Source organism: Escherichia ruysiae (assembly GCF_031323975.1).
GTDB classification, from domain to species: Bacteria; Pseudomonadota; Gammaproteobacteria; order Enterobacterales; family Enterobacteriaceae; genus Escherichia; species Escherichia ruysiae.
Genome location: NZ_JAVIWS010000001.1, coordinates 2,837,374 through 2,861,000 on the forward strand (window position 1 = coordinate 2,837,374; position 23,627 = coordinate 2,861,000).

Consider the following 23,627-nt stretch of genomic DNA (forward strand, 5'->3'; position numbering starts at 1 on the left):
ATGTCACAGGTTACTGAAAATAAAGTGATTACTGCACCGGTGCCGATGACCCCGTTACAGGAGTTCTGGCACTATTTTAAACGTAACAAAGGCGCGGTTGTCGGGCTGGTTTACGTCGTCATCGTGCTGTTTATCGCGATCTTTGCCAACTGGATTGCACCCTATAACCCGGCGGAACAGTTCCGCGATGCGCTGCTCGCCCCGCCAGCGTGGCAGGAAGGCGGCAGCATGGCGCACTTGCTGGGCACCGATGATGTTGGTCGCGATGTGATGTCGCGCCTGATGTACGGTGCACGGCTGTCGCTGCTGGTCGGTTGTCTGGTGGTGGTGTTATCGCTGATTATGGGCGTAATTCTCGGCCTGATCGCCGGTTACTTTGGCGGCCTGGTCGATAACATCATCATGCGCGTGGTCGATATCATGCTGGCGCTGCCAAGCCTGTTGCTGGCGCTGGTGCTGGTGGCTATCTTCGGCCCGTCGATTGGTAACGCCGCGCTGGCGCTGACCTTCGTTGCCTTGCCGCACTATGTCCGCTTAACCCGCGCCGCCGTGCTGGTGGAGGTGAATCGCGATTACGTTACCGCTTCTCGCGTAGCGGGAGCCGGGGCGCTGCGCCAGATGTTTATCAATATTCTTCCCAACTGCCTTGCGCCGCTGATTGTTCAGGCGTCGCTCGGTTTCTCTAACGCCATTCTCGATATGGCTGCTCTTGGTTTCCTCGGTATGGGGGCGCAGCCGCCAACGCCGGAGTGGGGCACCATGCTCTCCGACGTGTTGCAGTTCGCGCAAAGCGCCTGGTGGGTCGTGACCTTCCCTGGTCTGGCGATCCTGCTGACGGTGCTGGCATTTAACCTGATGGGTGACGGTCTGCGTGACGCGCTCGATCCCAAACTGAAGCAGTAAGAGGTTCGAGATGGCGTTATTAAATGTAGATAAATTATCGGTGCATTTCGGCGACGAAAGCGCACCATTCCGCGCCGTAGACCGCATCAGCTACAGCGTGAAACAGGGTGAAGTGGTCGGAATTGTGGGGGAGTCTGGCTCAGGTAAGTCGGTCAGTTCACTGGCGATTATGGGGCTGATTGATTATCCGGGCCGCGTAATGGCGGAAAAGCTGGAGTTTAACGGTCAGGATTTGCAGCGTATCTCAGAAAAAGAGCGCCGCAATCTGGTGGGTGCCGAAGTAGCGATGATCTTCCAGGACCCGATGACCAGTCTCAACCCGTGCTACACCGTGGGTTTCCAGATTATGGAAGCGATTAAGGTGCATCAGGGCGGTAACAAAAGTACCCGCCGTCAGCGGGCGATTGACCTGTTGAATCAGGTCGGTATTCCCGATCCGGCATCGCGTCTGGATGTTTACCCGCATCAGCTTTCCGGCGGAATGAGCCAGCGCGTGATGATCGCCATGGCGATTGCCTGTCGGCCAAAACTGCTGATTGCCGATGAACCGACCACTGCGCTGGACGTGACCATTCAGGCGCAAATCATCGAACTGCTGCTGGAGTTGCAGCAGAAAGAGAATATGGCGCTGGTGTTGATCACCCATGACCTGGCGCTGGTGGCGGAAGCGGCGCATAAAATCATCGTGATGTATGCAGGCCAGGTGGTGGAAACGGGCGATGCTCACGCCATCTTCCGTGCGCCGCGTCATCCGTATACTCAGGCATTGCTACGCGCGCTGCCGGAATTTGCTCAGGACAAAGAACGTCTGGCGTCGTTGCCTGGTGTCGTTCCCGGCAAGTACGACCGCCCGAACGGCTGCCTGCTTAACCCGCGCTGTCCCTATGCCACTGACAGATGCCGCGCTGAAGAACCGGCGCTGAATATGCTCGCTGACGGGCGTCAGTCCAAATGCCATTACCCACTTGATGATGCCGGGAGGCCCACACTATGAGTACGCAAGAGGCCACCTCGCAACAACCGCTGTTGCAGGCTATCGACCTGAAAAAACATTATCCGGTGAAGAAAGGTATGTTCGCACCGGAACGTCTGGTGAAGGCGCTGGATGGTGTTTCGTTTAACCTTGAACGTGGCAAAACGCTGGCAGTAGTGGGCGAATCTGGCTGCGGTAAATCGACCCTCGGTCGGTTGCTGACGATGATTGAAACGCCCACCGGCGGCGAGCTGTATTACCAGGGGCAGGATCTGCTTAAGCACGATCCGCAGGCGCAGAAGCTGCGTCGGCAGAAAATCCAGATTGTCTTCCAGAACCCTTACGGTTCGCTGAATCCGCGTAAAAAAGTTGGGCAAATTCTCGAAGAGCCGCTGCTGATCAACACCAGCTTAAGCAAAGAACAGCGTCGGGAAAAAGCCCTGTCGATGATGGCGAAAGTCGGCCTGAAAACCGAGCACTACGACCGCTATCCGCACATGTTTTCCGGCGGTCAGCGTCAGCGTATCGCCATTGCACGTGGTCTGATGCTCGACCCGGACGTGGTGATTGCCGATGAACCGGTTTCCGCGCTGGACGTCTCGGTGCGTGCGCAGGTGCTCAACCTGATGATGGATTTGCAGCAGGAACTGGGGCTTTCTTATGTCTTCATCTCCCACGACCTGTCGGTGGTGGAGCACATTGCCGATGAAGTGATGGTGATGTACCTGGGCCGCTGCGTGGAGAAGGGAACGAAAGACCAAATCTTCAATAACCCGCGCCATCCGTACACTCAGGCGCTACTTTCCGCGACGCCGCGCCTGAACCCGGACGATCGCCGCGAGCGCATTAAGCTTACCGGTGAACTGCCAAGCCCACTCAATCCACCGCCGGGCTGCGCCTTTAATGCTCGTTGTCGTCGACGCTTCGGCCCCTGCACCCAGTTGCAGCCGCAGCTAAAAGACTACGGCGGTCAACTGGTCGCTTGTTTTGCTGTTGATCAGGATGAAAATCCGCAGCGTTAACTCACAAAACCGGGGCCATGCGCTCCGGTTTACTCAATCAGCTTCAACAGTGGCGACAAGCATAGCAAAATGCCGTACAGCAGAATCAGCCAGGCTTTAAATCCGCGAAGTTTTTCCAGTTGTGCGACTTTATAGATCAGGAAAAACGGAATGAGGCACGACACAATGCCATATAACGGGCTTCCCAACTGAAAGAACACCAGCACCGATACACGAAACGAAACCCAAATCGTCAACGTAATGACGATAAAAGCGCAAATTGCCAGAGTCAGTATGCGTGAGTTAATTTTTCGGGTATCAATAATTCGGCTTAACAGATTGAGAATAATGCCTTTAATGGCCTCGTGGAAACCGAGATAAATGCCAAAAAATGCGGTCAGTACAGCAAAGATATTCAACACCGTAGAGGTGATATGAATGATATGCCCAGGGATCACCTGTGCCGCCAGTGCCAGTGCCGAGATATTTTGCTCAAAGGCAGAAACGGCTTCTTCATGGCTAATCGAAAAGGTAAACGAAAAGGCAAAAAACAGGATCACCGCGATGAGCGTGATATAGCTAATCCGATGGGTGCGCAGCGCGAGTCGTGTTGCCAGCACTTTATTTGCTTCTCGTTTGCGGTAGGCAATATTCATCGGGTTAAGCACCTGAATAAATACTGCAGAAAAGAAGCAAAAAGGGATAGTAAGCAGGACGTCGCGAAAGAAGACGGAGGCTTGTGGGAACGCGGTTATATTGGCGAAATTCCAGTGCGGGATCATCGCAAAACCGAACACCACAATAATGCCCACTTTGACCACCACCATCGGGCCGGAAATTTTAAACAATAATCTTTCCCCACCTGACGCGATAGCTACTAGTACGGCGAAAATAGCCACTTTATAAAGTAGGGATTGTGAAAGATCGGCATCGGTCAAACCGAAGGTTTTCAGGTATGAGGCGCTGTCGAAAACCACGGAGAGGGAATAGATAAAAATTCCGTGGATAATCATCAAAAAGTAGATAACGCCGAGAAATATTCCCCAGTTCTTCCCCAGGTAATGACTGATAATATCGGTGTAGTCATTACAGGATTCACTTTCAGATAGTGTTTTTAAATAAATATCCTGCACTACCCAGGTTGCTGGATAAGCAATAATGGCGGCGGTGATAAATACCCAAATTCCCTTCAGCCCAATTTGTACTGGCATCAGCACCGTTCCGGCACCAATTGCCATGCCTATGCATAATAAAACCCAGCCGAAGTCGTAGCGTGTAAACGGCAATTTCTGATCGTGTTTCGGTAGTGTGTTGTGCTGCATAAAGTCCTGTCCAGAAAGAAGTCGGCCTCGCAAAAATGAATAAACCCAGTTTCTCTTGCGCAACAGGTGGAGAAGTCGAATACGCAGTATGCTAAGAATGAGGCAACAGATTCACCGGGGAGAATCGCGAGGAGGCGCAATTCTACAAAATTGCGCATTTCACTACCAGTCTGGTGTCAGAGCGCGGGTAATGCGTACAGTGAAAATTCTGCAAATATGAAAATAAGCTGGAATGTATCGCGCAAAGTGAAAAACAGGCAGATGGCAGGGGCAGAAAGCGTCAGTAGAATCAGCCGCAAGCCGGAGGGTTCCGGTGAGGCGCAATGTTGCGGGGGCTTAATCCCTGGTGGCATTGGTTACTGGAGAGAGAAAACCCCCGCACGTTGCAGGTATATACCTGACAACATCACGGGGGCTAATCTTGAACCTAGACCGCTTAAGAATAGCCGCGAAACGTTGTCATTACAACACAGGCGGCTATATGACGTTCGCGCAGTTAGGCATGGCCTTCTGGCACGATTTAGCGGCTCCGGTCATTGCTGGCATTCTCGCCAGTCTGATCGTGAGCTGGCTGAATAAGCGGAAGTAACGTGTTGTGCGGGCGTCGGCTGCCGTAATGGCAATTTGCGCCCGGAACAGGCCGCATGGGTAAAACTCTGCGGCCTTTTTCGTAAGAAAAATGCAACGGCTGCAAGCCGGTAATATTCTGCGGAACGCACTGCACAGAGTGAAGAAGTGATGGATTTCGAAGCAGAAAAACAGTCGTAGAATCAGCGGCAAGCCGGAAGAGTCCGGTGAGGCGCAATGTTGCGGGGGCTTTATCCCTGGTGGCATTGGTTGCTGGAGAGAGAAAACCCCCGCACGTTGCAGGTATATACCTGACAACATCACGGGGGCCATTCTTGCATCTAGACCATTCAAGAATAGCCGCGAAACGTTGTCATTACAACACAGGCGGCTATATGACGTTCGCGCAGTTAGGCATGGCCTTCTGGCACGATTTAGCGGCTCCGGTCATTGCTGGCATTCTCGCCAGTCTGATCGTGGGCTGGCTGAATAAGCGGAAGTAACATGCCATGCGGGCGTCGGCTGCCGTAATGGCAATTTGCGCCCGGAACAGGCCGCAGGGGTAAAACTCTGCGGCCTTTTTCGTAAGAAAAATGCAACGGCTGCAAGCCGGTAATATTCTGCGGAACGCACTGCACAGAGTGAAGAAGTAATGGATTTCGAAGCAGAAAAACAGTCGTAGAATCAGCGGCAAGCCGGAAGAGTCCGGTGAGGCGCAATGTTGCGGGGGCTTTATCCCTGGTGGCATTGGTTGCTGGAGAGAGAAAACCCCCGCACGTTGCAGGTATACACCTGACAATATGACGGGGGCTAATCTTGAACCCAAACAACTCAAGAATAGCCGCGAAACGTTGTCATTACAACACAGGCGGCTATATGACGTTCGCGCAGTTAGGCATGGCCTTCTGGCACGATTTAGCGGCTCCGGTCATTGCTGGCATTCTCGCCAGTCTGATCGTGGGCTGGCTGAATAAGAGGAAGTAACGTGCCGTGCGGGTGTCGGCTGCCGTAATGGCAATTTGCGCCCGAACCAGGCCGCAGGGGTGAAACTCTGCGGCCTTTTTCGTGTTTATTGCGGGTATGGCACCCAATCGCCACCGTTCAGGCGAACGTACGGTTTATCCTGATATTGAATCACCACCGCGTTTGAGTTCTCGGATACCGGTGCTGTTTGTGGCAATCCGCTGGTGAGTTTTTTCCAGTCAACATTGTCTTCGGTGAAAATTTTACCGTCGAGAACGCGAACCACCAGATCAGAAATTGCCAGGAAACTGCTTGGTTGGTCGATGACAATCGGTGCCCCCTGGTGTGGTGCCTTCATACCGAAGAATTTCACGCCAACGGGGACGTCTGTGATAGACGGGCTAGGGATATCACGTAAGCCAGATACCTGCATTCTGTCGCCCTTCAGCGCGCCGCCGTGTTCTGGCACCACTACCACCATCACTTTACGACCCGATTTCTCCAGTTCAGTAAAGAATGCGTCCAGTTCATCAAAGAACTTCTGCGCCCGCGCTTTGTAATCCGCTGTTTTGCTGACGCCCGGATAATGGTTGCCATCGTGCAGTGGAAGCGTGTTGTAGAACGTGGCACTACGGCTGTTTTTATCTTTTTCAGTAACGTCCAGCCAGCGGTTAAGTACGGCGGTATCGTCATAAACCGGCGAACCATCAAAGCCCAGCAAAATAACCGGCAGATTCGTTTGATCCATCAATTCTGTCTGCATACCGCCATTTTCGCGCACTTCTTTCAGGAAGCCGCCGAATTGACCGTTATGCCCCATCATCAGATGCTGGGTAAAGCCCAGTTTTGACAAGTTATCGAACAGATAGCAGTCATTATTGGCTGGTTGGTACAGATTGGTGTGCGAAGTCTGACCACAGCTGGCGCGCAGCAGACGAATCGCCGCCGGGCCGCTGTATGAGGTCGCAGAGTTGAAATTCTTGAACTCAATATCGAAATGCGACCATAACGGATGCGACATTAACCCGGCAGCTTCAATGTCCGACCAGGAGAGTGAACAGATGTTGATGACCAGCAATTCAAATGGCTGTGCATCTGCCGGAAGCGCGGATGGGAAGGTCGATTTACGTTTCGCTTCGGCGTTATAGAAATTATTCAGCCATGCATTAAGATTCGCGGTTGTCGGCGGCGCGGTTTGCGCAGGCATATCACCCACCACCGGCGTACCGCCTGCGGCTGCGACCGTTGCCGCTGCATTACCGCCCGTCGTTGTCACCGTCGTGGTCGGTTGACCGGCAGGCCACAGGGAGAAACTTGGTCCAGCCAGCGTAAGTACGTTCAGCCATACCAGAATAGCGACGACAAATATGGTGATACGAATCCATTGTGACAGGAACAACCACGCCACTAACAATACAAAAATGGCTCCGATCATCTGCCAGTTAATAAAGCGAGTAACGAGGTCGATTAAATAATCGCTACTGAAACCAGCCACTTGCGAACCCTGACTCATGATGCTTTCCGGGCCTGGCAGCCAGGTGTCATGCCAGAACAATGCAAAACCGATTGGCAGGGCTATCCAGTGGCGTAGACGGTGCAGGCTATAGCGCGGAATAGGCATTAGCAGAAACGCGGCAAACACCAGGTTAAGCAGCGGATGGAAGTTAAGATATCCCGCCCATAACAGGCCAAACTTGACCAGAAAATAGAAGTTCCAGCCAGAAAGGCCGCGCCAGTATTGCCAGAGGGAAGAAGGCATAGCGGTGTTTTGGGTAAATTGAGTCATTTTTTGGTTGCCCTGGCTTTTTCCGCACGGCGTAATGTACCGGCCGGTTTTACATAACGAGGTTTAGCAAATAACAAACGCAAAGTGTCACGAATACGCCGTAGAGAATGCCGCGCCAGATAGCCCAGCGGGAAAAATATCAGTGCGCAAACGATAATAATTTCAACGATATCGCTGATGGTCATCATGATGAACGCTCCACAGCATCATCCAATAATCGCAGTGGTTCAGGTATGCGTCGCCAGTTGCGACCATCGTGTTCGGCATTGATGACTGGCGTGGAACCCTGCGTTAAAGGCAGCGGCATCCCCCATTGTTCCGGGGCGAGTAAACGCATTTGCACCAGCTCGGCGCTGATTTGGTCATCTTCAAACCAGACCATGCGGTTAGAGAAAATGTCGCCAGTAGGTAGTGGGAAGATATGATTCAATGCGGTATCCAGATCGTTAATCCGGCAGAAAGAGAGGAACAGCACCAGTCGATTGCCGCCAATCGTCATAATATCGCCGGTACGATTAGGGCGACACAGCGTCAGAGCTTGTTCAACGCGAATGCCAGGCACCGGGCGCAGAGCCACCAGAACGCCTTTGCCGTGAGCGGGTAACAGGGTGTTATTCATCATATTATTGACCGCGTCACAGAATACATCCCAATTCTGGAACCCCCGCAGTTTAATCGGCTGAGTCATCGACAACAGCGTGGTGATATCTTCCGGTACATAGCGGCTGAACTTCTGTCCCTGCACGCTTTCAATCATTGTCAGACAGCGAGAGAGCGGGGCGTTCCATGGAATAACCATATTTGCGCCGCAGGCCAACAGTAAACGTTCGTCGGTGGCGCGCAGGCTGGCAATATTTTCCCGCACGAGGATTTTCAACGCGCTACCACGCTGGCGACGCAATGTATGAATACTGCGGGCCAGCGGTTCAATTTGCCCATTTTGCTGCAAAGAGAACACGACCGTCGCGGCCTGAGAGGTACGTGCTTCATTGAACAGCGTTTCGTTATTGTCGAATAGCTTCCAGTGTTCCGATAGCGGTGGCGCGCCTTCCAGTACGGCAATATTACTGAGAATACGTTTTTCATCGCTGCGTGGTTGGATCTCCGCCTCTTCGCGCTGAACTAACGCCCAGACGCCATTTTGATGCTGGACGGTCAGTTGCTGACGGGCGCTGACGCCTTTTTCGTTACACCAAAAAGCGATATCCAGCAGATGCTGATCGCCCTGAAAACGCAAACTGGCAAGTCCAAAAAGCGAACGATACTCCTCCAGTAACAATGAAAATTGTTTATCGTTATTGTTTCCGGGATTAATTACCAGCAGTGAACAATGGTTTAGCCTGCACCATTTATTCATTTTTTCCAGCCATAGGCGAAGGCGCTCGGCAGAAATGTTTTGCCATGCGTTATTTGCGCAAACAAGAATGAACAGGTAATTATTGGGAACAACTGAACATTGTAAATCACGGGGCAAATAGTATAGACCTTTTTCATGATTTAGCATTGAAAATAATTTTATTTTTTCTGGTCCTTGAGAATCATCTAATTTGAAAATTTTCTCGGGATCGCTATCCATGCTAATGACCGCGACTTGCGCGGTTTCAGCTTGAGAAGCCATCGTTTGATTCACCAGGCTAATAGCATCTTCTTGACGATCGACGTTAAACCACCAGACGCCGCCTGCTGGCATATGTCGCAGCTCATCCCACAAGGATGAGATACCGATAGAGAATACGGGGTCCACAGTGTCCCTCAAGTCGCCATTTTGTCTGATTATCAGTTTACTAGCGAAAGCTAAGAAATAAACCTACCATTGAAATTAAAACTTATCAGATTTAGCATGTGAATCAATTTAACAGGCCAGAAACCTTGTGATATCAGCCTTTTCGTTTTTTAGTTTTTCTGTTGCGTAACGGAAAGTCAAAAAATGAGCGGGTTTCTGTGCTGCCGTTAGCAATAAAGCGGCGAAATTGTCTTACTGTGTAATATGTTTATTTCATAGGGATCAACCATAATGAATAACAACGAACCCGATATTCTGCCTGATCCCGCGATAGGCTATATCTTCCAGAATGATATTTTGGCGTTAAAACAGGCTTTTTCACTGCCTGATATTGATTATGCCGATATTTCCCAACGAGAACAGTTGGCTGCGGCATTAAAACGTTGGCCGTTATTGGCTGAGTTTGCGCAAAAAAAGTAGGGGTGTGGTGAATGGCCGTTCTGGGATTGCAGGGGATGCGGGGTGGCGTGGGGACGACAACGATTACCGCCGCGTTAGGCTGGTCATTGCAAATGTTGGGAGAAAATGTCCTGCTGGTGGATGCCTGCCCGGACAATTTGCTGCGCCTGTCATTCAACGTTGATTTTTCTCACCGCCAGGGCTGGGCAAGAGCCATGCTGGATGGCCAGGACTGGCGTGATGCCGGGCTACGCTATACCTCACAGCTCGATCTGCTGCCCTTTGGTCAACTGACTCTCGAAGAACACGAGAATCCCCAGCACTGGCAAACACGGCTGGGCGAGATTTGCACCGGTATTCAGCAACTAAAGACCAGCGGACGTTATCAATGGATTTTGATCGATTTACCACGCGACGCCTCGCAGATAACGCATCAAATCATGAGTCTGTGCGATCACACCCTGGCGATCGTCAACGTGGATGCCAACTGTCATATTCGGCTGCATCAGCAGGCACTGCCCGCTGGCGCGCATATTTTGATTAATGATTTTCGTGTAGGCAGCCAGGTTCAGGACGATATTTACCAGCTATGGTTGCAAAGCCAGCGGCGTTTGTTGCCAATGTTGATTCATCGTGATGAAGCGATGGCTGAATGTCTGGCGGCAAAACAACCGTTGGGCGAATACCGTAGCGATGCGTTGGCGGCAGAAGAAATTCTGACGCTGGCGAACTGGTGTCTGTTGAACTATTCCGGGCTGAAAACGCCAGTCGGGAGCGCATCATGAGTATCCTGACCCGGTGGTTGCTTATCCCGCCGGTTAACGCACGTCTTATTGGGCGTTATCGGGAATATCGTCGTCATGGCGCGTCGCCTTTCAGCGCGACGCTCGGCTGTTTCTGGCTGATCCTTGCCTGGATTTTTATTCCGCTGGAGCACCCACGCTGGCAGCGTATTCGTGCGCAACATAAAATCCTGTTCCCTCATATCAACGCCTCGCGCCCGCGTCCGTTGGATCCTGTGCGCTATGTCATTCAGACCTGCTGGTTGCTGATCAGTGCTTCGCGCAGAGAAACGCCGAAACCGCGCTGGCGGTCGTTTTCACGCTTGCAGAATATTCGTGGGCGTTATCATCAATGGATGGATGAATTGCCGGCTCGCTTCAGCCATAACACGCAACATCTTGATGAGAAAAAAGAGCTGGGACATCTGAGCGCCGGAGCACGGCGTTTTATTCTTGGCATCATTGTGACATTCTCGCTGATTCTGGCGCTGATTTGCGTCACCCAGCCGTTTAACCCGCTGTCGCAGTTTATCTTCCTGATGTTGCTGTGGGGTGTGGCATTAATGGTACGGCGAATGCCGGGACGCTTCTCTGCACTGATGCTGATTGTGCTGTCGCTGACCGTCTCTTGCCGTTATATCTGGTGGCGCTACACCTCCACGCTGAACTGGGATGATCCGGTCAGTCTGGTGTGCGGCTTAATTCTGTTGTTCGCCGAAACCTACGCATGGATTGTGCTGGTGCTCGGCTACTTCCAGGTCGTATGGCCGCTGAATCGTCAGCCCGTACCGCTGCCGAAGGATATGTCGCTGTGGCCGTCGGTGGATATCTTTGTCCCGACCTACAACGAAGATCTCAGCGTGGTGAAAAATACGATTTACGCCTCGCTGGGTATCGACTGGCCGAAAGACAAGCTGAACATCTGGATCCTCGATGACGGTGGCAGGGAGGAGTTTCGCCAGTTTGCGCAAAACGTTGGGGTGAAATATATCGCCCGTACTACTCATGAACATGCGAAAGCGGGCAATATCAACAATGCGCTGAAATATGCCAAAGGCGAGTTTGTGTCGATTTTCGACTGCGACCACGTGCCAACGCGCTCGTTCCTGCAAATGACCATGGGCTGGTTCCTGAAAGAAAAACAACTGGCGATGATGCAGACGCCGCACCACTTCTTCTCGCCAGACCCGTTTGAACGCAACCTGGGACGTTTTCGTAAAACGCCGAATGAAGGCACGCTGTTCTACGGTCTGGTGCAGGATGGCAACGATATGTGGGATGCCACCTTCTTCTGCGGTTCTTGTGCGGTGATCCGCCGTAAGCCGCTGGATGAGATTGGCGGTATTGCCGTCGAAACGGTAACCGAAGATGCGCACACTTCTTTGCGTTTGCACCGTCGTGGCTACACCTCCGCGTATATGCGCATTCCGCAGGCGGCGGGGTTGGCTACCGAAAGTCTGTCGGCGCATATCGGTCAGCGTATTCGCTGGGCGCGCGGGATGGTGCAAATCTTCCGCCTTGATAACCCGCTCACCGGTAAAGGGCTGAAGTTCGCGCAACGGCTGTGCTACGTCAACGCCATGTTCCATTTCTTGTCGGGCATTCCACGGCTGATCTTCCTGACTGCGCCGCTGGCGTTCCTGCTGCTTCATGCCTATATCATCTACGCACCTGCGTTGATGATCGCCCTGTTTGTGCTGCCGCATATGATCCACGCCAGCCTGACTAACTCGAAGATTCAGGGCAAATATCGCCACTCGTTCTGGAGTGAAATCTACGAAACAGTGCTGGCATGGTATATCGCACCACCGACGCTGGTGGCGCTGATTAACCCGCACAAAGGCAAATTTAACGTCACCGCCAAAGGTGGCCTGGTGGAGGAAGAGTATGTCGATTGGGTGATCTCGCGACCGTACATCTTCCTCGTACTGCTCAACCTGGTTGGTGTCGCTGTTGGCATCTGGCGTTACTTTTACGGTCCGCCAACCGAAATGCTCACCGTCGTCGTCAGTATGGTGTGGGTGTTCTACAACCTGATTATTCTCGGTGGCGCGGTAGCGGTATCGGTTGAAAGTAAACAGGTTCGTCGTTCGCATCGTGTTGAGATGACGATGCCAGCGGCAATTGCCCGTGAAGATGGTCACCTTTTCTCCTGCACCGTTCAGGACTTCTCCGACGGTGGGCTGGGGATCAAAATCCACGGTCAGGCGCAGATCCTGGAAGGGCAGAAAGTGAATCTGCTACTCAAACGCGGTCAACAGGAATACGTCTTCCCGACCCAGGTGGCACGCGTGATGGGTAACGAAGTCGGGCTGCAATTGATGCCGCTCACCACCCAGCAACATATCGATTTTGTGCAGTGTACGTTTGCCCGTGCGGATACATGGGCGCTCTGGCAGGACAGCTACCCGGAAGATAAGCCGCTGGAAAGTCTGCTGGATATTCTGAAGCTCGGCTTCCGTGGCTACCGCCATCTGGCGGAATTTGCACCTTCTTCAGTGAAGGGTATTTTCCGTGCGCTGACTTCTCTGGTTTCCTGGGTTGTTTCGTTCATTCCGCGCCGCCCGGAGCGGAGCGAAACGGTACAACCATCGGATCAGGCTTTGGCTCAACAATGATGATAACGCGATGAAAAGAAAACTATTCTGGATTTGTGCAGTGGCAATGGGGATGAGCGCATTCCCCTCTTTTATGACGCAGGCGACGCCAGCAACGCAACCACTGATCAATGCTGAGCCAGTTGTTCCTGCCCAGACGGAACAAAATCCGCAGGTGGGGCAGGTGATGCCGGGCGTGCAGGGAGCGGATGCGCCAGTCGTCGAGCAGAACGGCTCTTCGCGTGATGTGAAGCTGACCTTTGCGCAAATCGCGCCGCCGCCGGGCAGCATGGTGCTGCGAGGTATCAACCCGAACGGTAGCATTGAGTTTGGTATGCGCAGCGACGAAGTGGTGACGAAGGCGATGCTCAATCTCGAATACACGCCATCGCCGTCATTGCTGCCAATTCAGTCGCAGTTAAAAGTTTATCTCAATGATGAACTGATGGGCGTGCTGCCAGTGACTAAAGAGCAGTTGGGTAAAAAGACGCTGGCGCAAATGCCGATTAACCCACTGTTTATTACCGACTTCAACCGCGTGCGGCTGGAGTTTGTCGGTCATTATCAGGATGTGTGCGAAAACCCTGCCAGCACAACGCTCTGGCTGGATGTCGGACGCAGTAGCGGACTGGATCTGACGTATCAATCACTGAATGTGAAGAATGACCTGTCGCACTTCCCGATTCCATTCTTTGACCCACGCGATAACCGTGCCAACATCTTGCCGATGGTCTTTGCGGGCGCGCCGGATGTTGCGCTGCAACAGGCTTCCGCCATTGTTGCCTCGTGGTTTGGCTCGCGCTCTGGCTGGCGTGGGCAGAACTTCCCGGTACTCTATAACCAGCTTCCCGATCGCAATGCGATTGTTTTTGCGACTAACGACAAACGCCCGGACTTTCTGCGCGATCATCCGGCGGTAAAAGCCCCGGTGATTGAGATGATCAACCACCCGGAAAATCCTTACATCAAACTGCTGGTGGTGTTTGGTCGTGACGACAAAGACCTGTTGCAGGCAGCGAAAGGTATCGCCCAAGGCAATATTTTGTTCCGTGGCGACAGCGTCGTGGTGAATGAAGTCAAACCGCTGCTGCCGCGTAAGCCATACGACGCGCCGAACTGGGTGCGTACCGATCGTCCTGTCACCTTTGGTGAACTGAAAACTTATGAAGAGCAGTTACAGTCCAGCGGTCTGGAACCGGCAGCGATTAACGTTTCGCTAAATCTGCCGCCAGATCTCTACCTGATGCGTAGTACCGGTATTGATATGGATATTAATTACCGCTACACCATGCCGCCGGTGAAAGACAGCTCGCGGATGGATATCAGCCTGAACAACCAGTTCCTGCAATCATTTAACCTGAGTAGCAAACAGGAGGCGAACCGCCTGCTGCTGCGTATTCCTGTGTTACAAGGTTTGCTGGACGGCAAAACGGATGTCTCTATTCCGGCGTTGAAGTTGGGGGCGACCAACCAGCTGCGCTTCGACTTTGAGTACATGAACCCGATGCCGGGCGGATCGGTGGATAACTGTATTACCTTCCAGCCGGTGCAGAACCATGTGGTGATTGGCGACGACTCCACTATCGACTTCTCGAAGTATTACCACTTCATTCCGATGCCGGATCTGCGCGCGTTTGCCAATGCGGGCTTCCCGTTCAGCCGGATGGCGGATCTGTCGCAAACCATCACCGTAATGCCGAAAGCGCCCAACGAAGCACAGATGGAAACCTTGCTGAATACCGTTGGCTTTATCGGCGCGCAGACGGGCTTCCCGGCGATTAACCTGACCGTGACCGATGATGGCAGCACCATTCAGGGGAAAGATGCCGACATCATGATCGTCGGCGGAATCCCGGACAAATTAAAAGACGACAAGCAGATTGACATGCTGGTACAGGCCACCGAAAGCTGGGTGAAAACGCCAATGCGCCAGACGCTATTCCCGGGTATTGTGCCGGACGAAAACGACCGTGCGGCAGAAACTCAGTCAACGCTGACCTCTTCTGGCGCGATGGCAGCGGTGATTGGCTTCCAGTCACCGTATAACGACCAGCGCAGCGTGATTGCTCTCCTGGCCGACAGTCCGCGCGGTTACGAAATGCTTAACGATGCGGTGAACGATAGCGGCAAACGCGCCACCATGTTCGGCTCGGTAGCGGTGATCCGTGAATCTGGTGTTAACAGTTTGCGGGTCGGCGACATCTATTACGTTGGTCATCTGCCGTGGTTCGAACGTTTGTGGTATGCGCTGGCTAATCACCCGATTCTGTTGGCGGTGCTGGCGGCAATCAGCGTGGTATTGCTGGCCTGGGTACTGTGGCGTCTGTTGCGTATCATCAGCCGTCGTCGTCTTAACCCGGATAATGAGTAATTGATGATGAATGTTTTGCGTAGTGGAATTGTGACGATGCTGCTGCTGGCTACCTTTAGTGTTCAGGCAGCCTGCAGTTGGCCTGCCTGGGAGCAGTTCAAAAAGGATTACATCAGTCAGGAAGGGCGCGTCATCGATCCCAGCGACGCGCGCAAAATTACCACCTCCGAAGGGCAAAGCTACGGCATGTTCTTTGCCCTGGCGGCTAACGACCGTGCGGCTTTCGATAACCTTCTCGACTGGACGCAGAATAATCTTGCCCAGGGCTCATTAAAAGAACATTTGCCCGCCTGGCTATGGGGCAAGAAAGAGAATGCGAAGTGGGAAGTGCTGGACAGCAACTCAGCTTCTGACGGCGATATCTGGATGGCCTGGTCACTGCTGGAGGCCGGTCGATTGTGGAAAGAGCAACGTTATACTGACATCGGCAGCGCGTTGTTAAAACGCATTGCGCAAGAGGAAGTGGTGACAGTGCCGGGGCTGGGTTCCATGTTGTTACCGGGCAAAGTGGGTTTTGCCGAGAATAACACCTGGCGTTTTAACCCGAGTTATCTGCCTCCGACGCTGGCGCAGTATTTCACCCGCTTTGGCGCACCGTGGACCACGTTGCGCGAAACGAATCAACGTTTATTGCTGGAAACCGCCCCGAAGGGCTTTTCGCCAGACTGGGTACGCTATGAGAAAGACAAAGGTTGGCAGTTAAAGCCGGAGAAAACGCTGATCAGCAGTTACGACGCTATTCGCGTCTATATGTGGGTTGGCATGATGCCCGACAGCGATCCGCAAAAAGCGCGGATGCTCAACCGTTTTAAACCGATGGCGACATTCACCGAGAAAAACGGCTATCCGCCGGAGAAAGTCGATGTCGCTACGGGTAAAGCGCAGGGTAAAGGGCCAGTCGGTTTTTCTGCGGCTATGTTGCCATTTCTTCAGGATCGTGATGCCCAGGCCGTACAGCGTCAGCGTATTGCCGATAACTTTCCTGGTAGTGATGCCTATTACAACTATGTGTTGACCCTGTTTGGACAAGGCTGGGATCAACACCGTTTCCGCTTCTCGACAAAAGGTGAGTTATTACCTGACTGGGGCCAGGAATGCGCAAATTCACACTAAATATCCTTACGCTTTCCCTCGGTCTGGCCGTGATGCCGATGGTCGAGGCGGCACCAACCGCCCAGCAACAGTTGCTGGAACAGGTTCGTGTGGGCGAAGCGACCCACCGCGAAGACCTGGTGCAGCAGTCGCTGTATCGTCTGGAACTTATTGATCCGAATAACCCGGATGTCGTTGCCGCCCGTTTTCGCTCTCTGTTACGCCAGGGCGATGTTGATGGTGCACAAAAACAGCTCGACCGATTGTCGCAATTAGCGCCGAGTTCAAATGCGTATAAATCATCGCGTACCACAATGCTGCTTTCCACGCCGGATGGTCGCCAGGCACTGCAGCAGGCACGATTGCAGGCGACTACCGGTCATGCGGAAGAAGCCGTGGCGGGTTACAACAAACTGTTCAACGGAGCGCCGCCAGCAGGTGACATTGCCGTCGAGTACTGGAGTACGGTAGCGAAAATTCCGGCTCGCCGTAGCGAAGCGATTAATCAGCTAAAACGCATCAATGCGGATACGCCGGGCAATACGGGGTTGCAAAATAATCTGGCGCTATTGCTGTTTAGCAGCGATCGCCGTGACGAAGGTTTTGCCGTCCTGGAACAGATGGCGAAATCGAACGCCGGGCGCGAAGGGGCCTCTAAAATCTGGTACGGGCAGATTAAAGACATGCCCGTGAGCGACGCCAGCGTGTCGGCACTGAAAAAATATCTCTCTATTTTTAGCGATGGCGATAGTGTGGCGGCTGCGCAATCGCAACTGGCAGAACAACAAAAGCAACTGGCCGATCCTAATTTCCGCGCCCGTGCGCAAGGTTTAGCGGCGGTGGACTCTGGCATGGCGGGTAAAGCCATTCCCGAACTACAACAGGCGGTGCGGGCGAACCCGAAAGACAGTGAGGCTCTGGGGGCGCTGGGCCAGGCATATTCTCAGAATGGCGATCGTGCTAATGCGGTGGCGAATCTGGAAAAAGCCCTCGCGCTGGATCCGCACAACAGCAACAACGACAAATGGAACAGTCTGCTGAAGGTGAATCGCTACTGGCTGGCGATCCAGCAGGGCGATGCTGCGCTGAAAGCCAATAATCCCGACCGGGCAGAACGCCTGTTCCAGCAGGCGCGCAATGTCGATAACGCCGACAGCTATGCGGTGCTGGGGCTGGGCGATGTGGCGATGGCGCGCAAAGATTACCCCGCCGCTGAACGCTATTACCAGCAGACGCTGCGCATGGACAGCGGCAACACTAACGCCGTGCGCGGGCTGGCGAATCTTTATCGCCAGCAGTCGCCGGAAAAAGCTGAAGCGTTTATTGCCTCGCTTTCTGCCAGCCAGCGGCGCAGCGTTGATGACATCGAACGCAGCCTGCAAAACGACCGTCTGGCACAGCAGGCGGAGGCACTGGAAAATCAGGGTAAATGGGCGCAGGCGGCAGCACTTCAGCGTCAGCGACTGGCGCTCGATCCCGGCAGTGTGTGGATTACTTACCGGCTTTCGCAGGATCTCTGGCAGGCCGGACAACGCAGCCAGGCCGATACGTTAATGCGCAATCTGGCGCAACAGAAGCCGAACGACCCGGAGCAGGTTTACGCTTACGGACTGTATCTTTCCGGTCACGACCAGGACAGAGCCGCGCTGGCGCATATCAACAGCCTGCCGCGCGCGCAGTGGAACAGCAATATTCAGGAACTGGCAAACCGCCTGCAAAGCGATCAGGTACTGGAAACTGCCAGCCGCCTGCGTGAAAGCGGCAAAGAGGCAGAAGCGGAAGCGATGCTGCGCCAGCAGCCACCGTCCACGCGCATTGACCTCACCCTGGCCGACTGGGCGCAGCAGCGACGTGATGACACCGCCGCCCGCGCGGCGTATCAGAATGTCCTGACGCGGGAGCCAGCTAACGTTGATGCCATTCTTGGCCTGACGGAAGTGGATATCGCCGCCGGTGACAAAGCGGCGGCACGCAGCCAGCTGGCGAAACTGCCCGCCACCGACAATACCTCACTGAATACACAGCGGCGCGTGGCGCTGGTACAGGCGCAGCTTGGCGATACCGCAGCGGCGCAGCAGACGTTTAACAAGCTGATCCCGCAGGCAAAATCTCAGCCGCCGTCGATGGAAAGTGCGATGGTACTGCGTGATGGTGCAGGGTTTGAAGCGCAGGCGGGCGATCCGGAGCAGGCGCTGGAAACCTACAAAGACGCGATGGTCGCATCCGGTGTGACCACGACGCGTCCGCAGGATAACGACACCTTTACCCGTCTGACCCGTAACGATGAGAAGGACGACTGGCTGAAGCGCGGCGTGCGCAGCGATGCGGCGGATCTCTATCGCCAGCAGGATCTTAACGTCACCCTGGAGCACGACTACTGGGGATCGAGCGGCACCGGTGGCTATTCCGACCTGAAAGCGCACACCACCATGTTGCAGGTGGATGCACCGTATTCTGACGGACGGATGTTCTTTCGCAGTGATTTCGTCAATATGAATGTCGGCAGTTTTTCCGCCGACGCTGAGGGTAAATGGGATAACAACTGGGGCACCTGTACGTTGCAGGACTGTAGCGGCAACCGCAGCCAGTCGGATTCCGGCGCCAGCGTGGCGGTCGGCTGGCGAAATGACGTCTGGAGCTGGGATATCGGTACCACGCCGATGGGCTTCAACGTGGTGGATGTGGTCGGCGGCATCAGTTACAGCGATGATATCGGGCCGCTTGGTTACACCGTTAACGCCCATCGTCGCCCCATCTCCAGTTCGTTACTGGCCTTTGGCGGGCAGAAAGACTCTCCGGGCAATACCGGGAAAAAATGGGGCGGTGTGCGTGCCGATGGCGTGGGGCTGAGTCTGAGCTACGATAAAGGTGAAGCGAACGGCGTCTGGGCATCCCTTAGCGGCGACCAGTTAACCGGCAAAAATGTCGAAGATAACTGGCGCGTGCGCTGGATGACGGGCTATTACTATAAGGTCATCAACCAGAATAATCGCCGTGTGACCATTGGCCTGAACAATATGATCTGGCATTACGACAAAGACCTGAGTGGGTACTCACTCGGTCAGGGCGGTTACTACAGCCCGCAGGAATACCTGTCGTTTGCCATACCGGTGATGTGGCGTGAGCGGACGGAAAACTGGTCGTGGGAGCTGGGCGCGTCTGGCTCGTGGTCGCATTCGCGCACCAAAACCATGCCGCGTTATCCGCTGATGAACCTGATCCCGACGGACTGGAAAGAGGATGCCGCCAGCCAGACCAACGACGGCGGCAGCAGTCAGGGCTTTGGCTACACGGCGCGGGCGTTACTTGAGCGTCGGGTCACGTCCAACTGGTTTGTCGGCACGGCAATCGATATCCAGCAGGCGAAAGATTATGCGCCAAGCCATTTCCTGCTCTACGTGCGGTATTCCGCCGCCGGATGGCAGGGCGACATGGATTTACCGCCGCAGCCGCTGATACCTTACGCCGACTGGTAAGTTTTCAGATAGCGCCTCTCTTAATGCCGCTGCGATCGGGTATACTCGGGCGGCAATCTGGGATTTCCGGGGGGAGACAATTTGCGCGTTAGTCGCTCGTTAACAATTAAGCAGATGGCAATGGTGGCGGCCGTTGTCATGGTGTTTGTTTTTATTTTTTGCACTGTTTTGCTGTTCCACCTGGTACAGCAGAATCGCTATAACACGGCTACGCAACTGGAAAGCATTGCTCGCTCTGTCCGCGAACCCTTATCTTCCGCCATTTTAAAAGGTGATATTCCCCAGGCGGAAGCTATTCTTGCCAGCATAAAACCAGCGGGCGTGGTCAGTCGCGCCGACGTGGTGCTGCCTAATCAGTTCCAGGCACTGCGTAAAAGTTTTATTCCAGAGCGCCCGGTGCCGGTGACGTTCACCCGACTGTTTGAGTTACCGGTACAAATCTCGCTGGGCGTCTACTCGCTGGAACGTCCTGCTACCCCGCAGCCGATTGCCTATCTGGTGTTACAGGCGGATTCCTTCCGCATGTACAAGTTCGTGATGAGCACTGTCTCTACGTTAGTGACCATTTACTTACTTTTGTCGCTGATCCTGACGGTGGCGATTAGCTGGTGCATTAATCGACTGATATTACATCCTTTACGCAATATCGCTCGCGAGCTAAACGCCATTCCACCGCAAGAGATTGTCGGTCATCAACTGGCCTTGCCGCGTCTGCACCAGGACGACGAAATCGGTATGCTGGTGCGTAGTTACAACCTCAATCAGCAATTGTTGCAGCGCCATTATGAAGAACAGTGCGAAAACGCGATGCGTTTCCCGGTGTCGGATTTGCCAAACAAAGCCTTGCTGATGGAGATGCTGGAACAGGTGGTCGCACGTAAACAAACCACCGCACTGATGATCATCACTTGTGAAACGTTACGTGATACTGCTGGCGTGCTGAAAGAGGCGCAGCGGGAAATCCTGCTACTGACGCTGGTGGAGAAAATCAAATCGGTGCTGTCGCCACGCATGATCCTCGCACAGGTCAGTGGCTATGACTTCGCTGTGATCGCTAATGGTGTACAGGAACCGTGGCACGCTATCACATTAGGTCAGCAAGTGCTCACTATCATGAGTGAACGCTTGCCGATTGAACGTATTCAGCTACGTCCGCACTGTAGCATCGGTGTGGCGATGTTCTATGGCGATCTCACTGCCGAACAACTTTATGGTCGTGCTATTTCGGCGGCATTTACCGCCCGTCATAAAGGGAAGAATCAGATTCAGTTCTATGATCCACAGCAGATGGAAGAAGCTCAACAACGGTTGACGGAAGAGAGCGATATCCTTAATGCACTGGAAAATCATAAGTTTGCTATTTGGCTACAGCCACAGGTGGAGATGACCAGCGGCAAACTCGTCAGCGCGGAAGCGTTGCTGCGCATCCAGCAAGCGGATGGCACCTGGGAACTGCCGGATGGCTTAATCGATCGTATTGAGTCCTGTGGGCTGATGGTTACCGTCGGTCATTGGGTGCTGGAGGAATCCTGTCGACTGCTTGCTGCCTGGCAAGAGCGCGGCATTATGTTGCCATTATCGGTGAATCTCTCGGCGCTACAGTTGATGCACCCAAATATGGTGCCGGATATGCTGGGGTTATTAACTCGTTATCGTATTCAGCCTGGAACGTTGATCCTGGAGGTCACGGAAAGCCGACGCATTGATGACCCTCACGCGGCGGTGGCGATCCTTCGTCCGCTGCGCAACGCCGGCGTACAGGTGGCGCTGGATGATTTCGGCATGGGTTACGCAGGGCTGCGTCAGTTGCAGCATATGAAATCGTTGCCAATAGACGTGCTGAAAATCGACAAAATGTTTGTTGAGGGCTTACCGGAAGATAGCAGCATGATTGCTGCAATTATCATGCTGGCACAAAGCCTGAATCTGCAAATGATTGCTGAAGGCGTAGAAACGGAAGCGCAACGCGACTGGCTGGCAAAAGCAGGTGTTGGTATTGCCCAGGGCTTCCTTTTTGCTCGTCCACTCCCTATTGAAATCTTCGAAGAGAGTTACCTGGAAGAAAAGTAGCTACCCCAAACTGATTACAAAACTTTAAAAAGTGCTGGTTTGTGCGAGCCAGTTCAAACTTTTTAACCTTTTTGTTTCAATTATGATCCAGGTACATTTCTGTGATGTTGTCTGGGTGTTATTTTAAGGCCGCAGGTACTCCATAACCTTACAAGACCTGTGGTTTTACTAAAGGACACCCTATGAAAACCTCTCTGTTTAAAAGCCTTTACTTTCAGGTTCTGACAGCGATAGCCATTGGTATTCTCCTTGGCCATTTCTACCCTGAGATAGGCGAGCAAATGAAACCGCTTGGCGACGGGTTCGTTAAGCTCATTAAGATGATCATCGCTCCTGTCATCTTTTGTACCGTCGTAACGGGCATTGCGGGCATGGAAAGCATGAAGGCGGTCGGCCGTACCGGCGCAGTCGCACTGCTTTACTTTGAAATTGTCAGTACCATCGCGCTGATTATTGGTCTTATCATCGTTAACGTCGTGCAGCCTGGTGCCGGAATGAACGTCGATCCGGCAACGCTTGATGCGAAAGCGGTAGCGGTTTACGCCGATCAGGCAAAAGACCAGGGCATTGTCGCCTTTATTATGGATGTCATCCCGGCGAGCGTCATTGGCGCATTTGCCAGCGGTAACATCCTGCAGGTGCTGCTGTTTGCCGTACTGTTTGGTTTTGCGCTCCACCGTCTGGGCAGCAAAGGCCAACTGATTTTTAACGTTATCGAAAGTTTCTCGCAGGTCATCTTCGGCATCATCAATATGATCATGCGTCTGGCACCCATCGGTGCGTTCGGGGCGATGGCGTTTACCATCGGTAAATACGGCGTCGGCACCCTGGTGCAGCTTGGGCAGCTCATTATCTGCTTCTACATCACCTGTATCCTGTTTGTGGTGTTGGTACTGGGTTCAATCGCTAAAGCGACCGGTTTCAGTATTTTCAAATTTATCCGCTACATCCGTGAAGAACTGCTGATTGTGCTGGGAACATCCTCTTCCGAGTCGGCGCTGCCGCGTATGCTCGACAAGATGGAGAAACTCGGCTGCCGCAAATCGGTGGTGGGGCTGGTTATCCCGACAGGCTACTCGTTTAACCTTGATGGGACATCGATATACCTGACGATGGCGGCGGTATTTATTGCCCAGGCCACTAACAGTCAGATGGATATCGTCCACCAAATCACGCTGTTGATTGTGTTGCTGCTCTCTTCTAAAGGGGCGGCAGGGGTAACGGGTAGTGGCTTTATCGTGCTGGCGGCGACACTCTCTGCGGTGGGCCATTTGCCGGTGGCGGGTCTGGCGCTGATCCTCGGTATCGACCGCTTCATGTCAGAAGCCCGTGCGCTGACTAACCTGGTCGGTAACGGCGTTGCGACCATCGTGGTTGCTAAGTGGGTTAAAGAGCTGGACCACAAAAAACTGGATGATGTGCTGAATAATCGTGCGCCGGATGGCAAAACGCACGAATTATCCTCTTAATCTCACCACTTATGCCCGCACTCCCTTCCCCGAGTGCGGGTGTTTGAGCATAATTGCCCCCTGTGCCCGAACT

Annotated in this window: 18 protein-coding genes; 14 read left to right on the forward strand and 4 right to left on the reverse strand. The window is 53.4% G+C overall.

Annotation, left to right across the window (positions count from 1 at the left end; genetic code table 11):
* The 3 genes from dppC to dppF are packed head-to-tail and all read left to right on the forward strand — an operon-like array spanning position 1 to position 2,898.
* Positions 1 to 903, forward strand: coding sequence for a dipeptide ABC transporter permease DppC (dppC, locus tag RGV86_RS13715; protein ID WP_000084683.1), 903 nt, complete (start codon positions 1 to 3; stop codon positions 901 to 903).
* A gap of 10 nt (positions 904 to 913) precedes the next feature.
* Complete coding sequence (dppD, locus tag RGV86_RS13720) at positions 914 to 1,897, forward strand: dipeptide ABC transporter ATP-binding protein (protein ID WP_001196491.1); 984 nt, start codon at positions 914 to 916, stop codon at positions 1,895 to 1,897.
* Positions 1,894 to 2,898: a dipeptide ABC transporter ATP-binding subunit DppF gene (gene dppF / locus RGV86_RS13725; protein ID WP_000107036.1), complete on the forward strand. Its 1,005-nt coding sequence runs from the start codon at positions 1,894 to 1,896 to the stop codon at positions 2,896 to 2,898. The genes dppD and dppF overlap by 4 nt, the downstream gene beginning before the upstream one ends.
* A 29-nt stretch (positions 2,899 to 2,927) precedes the next feature.
* Here the strand turns inward: dppF and RGV86_RS13730 are convergent, their stop codons facing one another.
* Entirely contained in the window at positions 2,928 to 4,199 is a 1,272-nt protein-coding gene (locus tag RGV86_RS13730; RefSeq protein ID WP_085461384.1) for an SLC5/6 family protein, read from the reverse strand.
* 481 nt (positions 4,200 to 4,680) lie between these two features.
* On the opposite strand from RGV86_RS13730, the gene RGV86_RS13735 reads away from it, so the two are divergent.
* The 3 genes from RGV86_RS13735 (at position 4,681) to RGV86_RS13745 (ending at position 5,750) form a co-directional block, all read left to right on the forward strand.
* The gene (locus tag RGV86_RS13735; RefSeq protein ID WP_000141666.1) at positions 4,681 to 4,788 is read left to right on the forward strand and encodes a type I toxin-antitoxin system toxin Ldr family protein; all 108 of its coding nucleotides are present in this window, start codon (positions 4,681 to 4,683) and stop codon (positions 4,786 to 4,788) included.
* 373 nt (positions 4,789 to 5,161) lie between these two features.
* Positions 5,162 to 5,269, forward strand: a complete 108-nt coding sequence (locus RGV86_RS13740) for a type I toxin-antitoxin system toxin Ldr family protein (RefSeq protein WP_085461382.1) — start codon at positions 5,162 to 5,164, stop codon at positions 5,267 to 5,269.
* Positions 5,270 to 5,642: 373 nt separating this feature from the next.
* Positions 5,643 to 5,750 carry a type I toxin-antitoxin system toxin Ldr family protein gene (locus RGV86_RS13745; RefSeq protein ID WP_085461382.1) on the forward strand — a complete coding sequence of 36 codons (108 nt, stop codon included), beginning with the start codon at positions 5,643 to 5,645 and terminating at the stop codon, positions 5,748 to 5,750.
* Between the two features lie 85 nt (positions 5,751 to 5,835).
* Here RGV86_RS13745 and bcsG read toward each other — a convergent pair whose 3' ends face one another.
* Genes bcsG through bcsE form a run of 3 tightly spaced genes read right to left on the reverse strand, consistent with a single transcriptional unit; the run spans position 5,836 to position 9,271 of the window.
* Positions 5,836 to 7,515 (reverse strand): cellulose biosynthesis protein BcsG, encoded by a 1,680-nt coding sequence (bcsG, locus tag RGV86_RS13750; protein WP_000191562.1) that lies wholly within the window; start codon positions 7,513 to 7,515, stop codon positions 5,836 to 5,838.
* On the reverse strand, positions 7,512 to 7,703 hold the full coding sequence (gene bcsF, locus RGV86_RS13755; RefSeq protein ID WP_000988318.1) for a cellulose biosynthesis protein BcsF: 192 nt from the start codon (positions 7,701 to 7,703) through the stop codon (positions 7,512 to 7,514). The genes bcsG and bcsF overlap by 4 nt, the downstream gene beginning before the upstream one ends.
* On the reverse strand, positions 7,700 to 9,271 hold the full coding sequence (bcsE, locus tag RGV86_RS13760) for a cellulose biosynthesis c-di-GMP-binding protein BcsE (protein ID WP_001205754.1): 1,572 nt from the start codon (positions 9,269 to 9,271) through the stop codon (positions 7,700 to 7,702). Before bcsE ends, bcsF begins: the two co-directional genes overlap by 4 nt.
* Before the next feature lie 258 nt (positions 9,272 to 9,529).
* On the opposite strand from bcsE, the gene bcsR reads away from it, so the two are divergent.
* The 8 genes from bcsR (at position 9,530) to dctA (ending at position 23,554) form a co-directional block, all read left to right on the forward strand.
* Positions 9,530 to 9,718, forward strand: a complete 189-nt coding sequence (gene bcsR, locus RGV86_RS13765; RefSeq protein WP_001063311.1) for a cellulose biosynthesis protein BcsR — start codon at positions 9,530 to 9,532, stop codon at positions 9,716 to 9,718.
* A gap of 11 nt (positions 9,719 to 9,729) precedes the next feature.
* Positions 9,730 to 10,482: a cellulose biosynthesis protein BcsQ gene (bcsQ, locus tag RGV86_RS13770; protein WP_000279496.1), complete on the forward strand. Its 753-nt coding sequence runs from the start codon at positions 9,730 to 9,732 to the stop codon at positions 10,480 to 10,482.
* Positions 10,479 to 13,097, forward strand: coding sequence for a UDP-forming cellulose synthase catalytic subunit (bcsA, locus tag RGV86_RS13775; RefSeq protein ID WP_000025927.1), 2,619 nt, complete (start codon positions 10,479 to 10,481; stop codon positions 13,095 to 13,097). The genes bcsQ and bcsA overlap by 4 nt, the downstream gene beginning before the upstream one ends.
* A gap of 10 nt (positions 13,098 to 13,107) precedes the next feature.
* Positions 13,108 to 15,447: a cellulose biosynthesis cyclic di-GMP-binding regulatory protein BcsB gene (gene bcsB, locus RGV86_RS13780; protein WP_085461380.1), complete on the forward strand. Its 2,340-nt coding sequence runs from the start codon at positions 13,108 to 13,110 to the stop codon at positions 15,445 to 15,447.
* 6 nt (positions 15,448 to 15,453) lie between these two features.
* Positions 15,454 to 16,560 carry a cellulose synthase complex periplasmic endoglucanase BcsZ gene (gene bcsZ, locus RGV86_RS13785; protein WP_024165122.1) on the forward strand — a complete coding sequence of 369 codons (1,107 nt, stop codon included), beginning with the start codon at positions 15,454 to 15,456 and terminating at the stop codon, positions 16,558 to 16,560.
* Entirely contained in the window at positions 16,542 to 20,015 is a 3,474-nt protein-coding gene (bcsC, locus tag RGV86_RS13790) for a cellulose synthase complex outer membrane protein BcsC (RefSeq protein ID WP_309508362.1), read from the forward strand. The genes bcsZ and bcsC overlap by 19 nt, the downstream gene beginning before the upstream one ends.
* An 81-nt stretch (positions 20,016 to 20,096) precedes the next feature.
* Entirely contained in the window at positions 20,097 to 22,085 is a 1,989-nt protein-coding gene (gene hmsP / locus RGV86_RS13795) for a biofilm formation regulator HmsP (RefSeq protein ID WP_001266343.1), read from the forward strand.
* A 182-nt stretch (positions 22,086 to 22,267) separates the two neighbouring features.
* Positions 22,268 to 23,554: a C4-dicarboxylate transporter DctC gene (gene dctA, locus RGV86_RS13800; RefSeq protein WP_000858214.1), complete on the forward strand. Its 1,287-nt coding sequence runs from the start codon at positions 22,268 to 22,270 to the stop codon at positions 23,552 to 23,554.
* Positions 23,555 to 23,627 lie beyond the last annotated feature (73 nt).